Origin of the sequence: Sulfolobus sp. B1 (assembly GCF_007050195.1) — an archaeon.
Lineage (GTDB): Archaea > Thermoproteota > Thermoprotei_A > Sulfolobales > Sulfolobaceae > Saccharolobus.
On the sequence record NZ_QIMI01000137.1, the window covers coordinates 1 to 4,068 of the forward strand.

At 35.5% G+C, this 4,068-nt stretch carries 4 protein-coding genes; 3 read left to right on the top strand and 1 reads right to left on the bottom strand.

The annotated features are described in order from the left end of the window. Positions 1–1,739 (bottom strand): V-type ATPase 116kDa subunit family protein (locus DMP16_RS08285; RefSeq protein ID WP_143577084.1); only part of this gene is annotated, 1,739 nt, incomplete at its 3' end. 77 nt (positions 1,740–1,816) lie between these two features. Here DMP16_RS08285 and DMP16_RS08290 point away from each other — a divergent pair. From DMP16_RS08290 to DMP16_RS08300, 3 genes are all read left to right on the top strand, one after another. Then, complete coding sequence (locus DMP16_RS08290; protein ID WP_069282240.1) at positions 1,817–2,119, top strand: V-type ATP synthase subunit F; 303 nt, start codon at positions 1,817–1,819, stop codon at positions 2,117–2,119. A gap of 6 nt (positions 2,120–2,125) precedes the next feature. Continuing rightward, a complete protein-coding gene (locus DMP16_RS08295) occupies positions 2,126–2,701 on the top strand; it encodes a V-type ATP synthase subunit E (protein WP_069282239.1) in 576 nt (191 codons plus the stop codon). Position 2,702: 1 nt separating this feature from the next. Beyond that, positions 2,703–4,068, top strand: a 1,366-nt coding sequence (locus DMP16_RS08300; RefSeq protein ID WP_143577085.1) for a V-type ATP synthase subunit A, incomplete at its 3' end; no start/stop codon positions are given.

Sequence of the window (4,068 nt, forward strand, 5' to 3'; positions counted from 1 at the left end):
CCCTCATGCTTTTTAACTAAAATTGAGTGTGAAGCCCAGTTATAAAGTAAAGCAAATGAAGTCCACCATACTATCCCATATCCTACAACGTTTTGACTAAATGGTTTCATCAGTACAGCATTTAAAATCTGACCCAAAACCTGTTCATCTAAGGCGAAGAAATTCTTTGGATCACTTATACCATACATGAATATAAATATTGGAACCACATATATTAGGAACATTGGTAATTTTTCAAATAAGATGAATTCTGGGTCCTTCTTCCTAATCGCATTCACTAAGCCTAATAGGGAGCTTACAAACAAAGCTAATGCTCCTAATAATACAGAGAATATCATAGTATTTTCTATACTAATACTAGTGCTGTACTCACCAAATGGTAATAGGAAACTTATGGCTTCAGATACTGAAGCTGGAATTGGCCATAAACTATATAGAGGACCTACTGTATAAGAATCGCTACCTATTACTTCTCTTAATCCTCCAACTGGTAACGGTCCGAAGAAGTCTCTAGCAAGTAATCCTGTAACCATGGCAATAATCGATGAGTATATTAAGATTATAGATAATTTAGGTATATTCTGGCTTCCGGTCTTCTTACCATATCTGTAAAACCATATGGAAAATATTAATAAAACTAACGCATTACCGAAATCTGGAAACATTAGACCAAAAAGTATGGGGAAGGTAAAAACTAAAAACGCAATAGGTGAGATCTCCCAGTAAGAGGGAGTTCCATATATTTCAACTAAAGATTCCAAAACTCTAATTGATTTTGGGAGTTCCACAAGAGTAGGCGGTTCCTCTTTTTCCTCATATCTTTTAGGTCTTATGTAGTCAATAAAGCCTAAATTACCTAAATCTGACTTTATTGTATTTACATATTTTTCTGGAACATAGCCCTCTATCTGCAAATAATAATCTGAAACTCTAGCTTTATTCATAATACTTAAAGCATCTCTTACTGTAAGTAATTTACCATATACGTTTTTAATATAATTTTCTTCACTCTTAACCTTTTTTGCTAGCTCGTCTCTAGTCCTCTCTAGTATAATGTTTATCTGGTTTACCTTTTCTTGCAAATCATTATACAGTTGGTATGGTGATTTTCCCTCTTGTAACTCAAATCTTCTTACACCTATTTCTTTAAGGATTTTGTCAAGTTCAACTTCCTTTTTTGTTATTATTATGACACTAAAACTTTTTTCGCCAGACTTGACTGCATATACGAAACCCTTATCCCTTAATGATTCATTTAGTAAATTTAACTTATCCTCACTAACTATAGCTAAGATTACATTAAATAGTTCTGACGAGTATAATGTGTTAAGTTCAACTGTTATGGTCTTAAAAGGCTCTAAATCTTTCAATTGTTGCAAGTATAAATCCCTTTCAGCTCTGAGTCTGCCTATCTCCTCTAGAAGCTCTTTATATCTCTCTTCCAGTTTCAGAGCTTCACTATTTGTTTGGTCTGAGGCAATTATCCAATCCTCTACTTTCATTTTTCCTAATGGCTCTATTATTAAACCTCCAAGTTCCATTATTATTTTTACTTTTGATATATGATCTTGAACAGGAGTTATTAATTTCCTCGCTTCGTCAATTCTTCCATTTCCTATTGGGTAAAGGGGATCTTCAGGCTGGAATACCCCATATTTTAGAAGTTTAGTAACTATAGGATTAAGATTAGATTTATCTGTAATTATCTGTAACCTCACCATGTTTTCTGGCAAAAGCACTCTTTTTCCCTCGCAATAAGTAAAATAGCGAAATCTCTTATAAGTATTTAATCTTTGTCGTTTAGAAATAACATGCAATGGGTAAGATGGTAGTAGTCGGGGATAAGTACACTGTTTCTCTTTTTAGAATGTTAGGGGCTGAAGGAGAGCTAGTTGAAGACCCCTACAAGTTACCAGAAATTATTTCGAAATTAAGGAAAAGGGAAGACTTAGAACTTATGTTAATAACAAAGGACATTTATGAACCAATTAAGGAAAAGATAGATCCCTTAATTAGTGAGCAAAGGAAACCTTTAATAACAATAATACCATCACCATTTAGCGAGTCTAAACCTATAGACGTAAGAAAGATGATCATGAGGGCACTAGGTTTCGGGTGAAATGAAATGGAATTTGAGGATCTGTTAAATCTTTCAATAAATAAGATTAAAGAAGAGATAGATAACGAATTGAAAAAGAGCTTAGAAGAGTCTATAAAATTATTGGAAGACGGTTATCAGAATACAATAAGAGAGTTCTCTCAAAGGCTTCAAGATTACGTTAGTAAAACTAAGGAAGAAATCGAGGGAGAAAAGGCTAGATTAGAAGTTGAGAATAAGAGAGCAATATTGGCAGAGAAGGAGTATTGGATAAACAAAGTATATGAGAGAATTTTAGATAAAATATCTGATATTACAAAATCAAAGGAATATAGTGATTCCATTAAAAGTATATTGAGTAGGGAACTAAAGGAAGGAGAGCCCATAGTCATATATTGTTCATCATCTGATGAAAAGTTGATTAGGTCTCTAGTTAAAAATAAGAACGTGACCATAAAGACTGATAATAAAATGCTAGGAGGTATAAAGATATATTACGAGAAAAGCGGATTAAGTAAAGATTTCTCATTAAAGCTTATCTTAGATCAAGTTTTTGATAGTATGAGAGGAAAAATAGCAGACATATTGTTTGGAGGTGCATAAAATGGAAAAAACTGGTAGAATAATTAGAGTAAATGGACCATTAGTAGTAGCAGACAATATGAGAAACTCTCAAATGTACGAAGTAGTTGAAGTTGGCGAATTAAGACTAGTGGGAGAAATAACGAGAATAGAAGGTGACAGAGCTTATATTCAAGTTTACGAGGATACAAGCGGTATTAAGCCAAATGAACCAGTTTACAGAACTGGAGCTCCTCTTTCAGTAGAGTTAGGTCCCGGTTTAATAGGTAGAATATTCGACGGTATACAAAGACCATTGGATCAGATAAAGGATGTAGCTAATTCTCCGTTCGTGGCTAGAGGTATAAAGGTACCATCTCTAAATAGAAGTAATAAATGGCATTTCATACCTAAATTGAAGAAAGGAGATAAGGTAGAAAGCGGAGATATCATTGGCATCGTAAATGAGACTCCTTTAGTAGAACACAGAATACTCATACCTCCTAACGTTCATGGAACATTAAAGGAGATAGTACCAGAGGGAGACTATACAGTTGAAGACAATATAGGAGTAGTTGATATGAATGGAGATGAAATTCCAATTAAGTTAATGCAAAAGTGGCCAGTTAGAATTCCTAGGCCATTCAAGGAGAAATTGGAACCAACTGAGCCATTATTAACTGGAACTAGAGTATTAGACACTATATTTCCTATTGCTAAAGGAGGCACAGCTGCGATACCGGGACCATTCGGAAGTGGAAAGACTGTAACTCTGCAGAGTTTAGCTAAGTGGAGCGCCGCAAAAATTGTCATATACGTTGGATGTGGCGAGAGAGGGAATGAGATGACTGATGAGCTAAGGCAATTCCCTAAATTAAAGGATCCATGGACTGGAAGACCATTACTAGAAAGGACAATACTAGTTGCTAATACAAGTAACATGCCAGTCGCGGCTAGGGAAGCCAGCATTTATGTAGGAGTCACAATGGCTGAATACTTCAGAGATCAAGGTTATGATACACTATTAGTAGCTGACTCGACGTCAAGATGGGCTGAGGCATTAAGGGACTTAGGAGGAAGAATGGAAGAAATGCCTGCAGAGGAAGGTTATCCCAGCTATTTACCATCTAGATTAGCAGAGTATTACGAGAGAGCTGGTAGGGTTAAGACTATTGGAAGACCAGAAAGATATGGTTCAGTTACTATTGCTTCAGCTGTCTCCCCGCCTGGAGGAGACTTTACAGAGCCAGTGACTAGCCATACACTCAGATTTGTGAAAGTATTCTGGCCATTAGATGTCTCTCTAGCTCAAGCAAGACATTATCCGGCAATTAACTGGCTATTAGGATTCTCTGCTTATGTTGATTTAGTAGCTAATTGGTGGAATAACAACATTGATCCTAGATGGA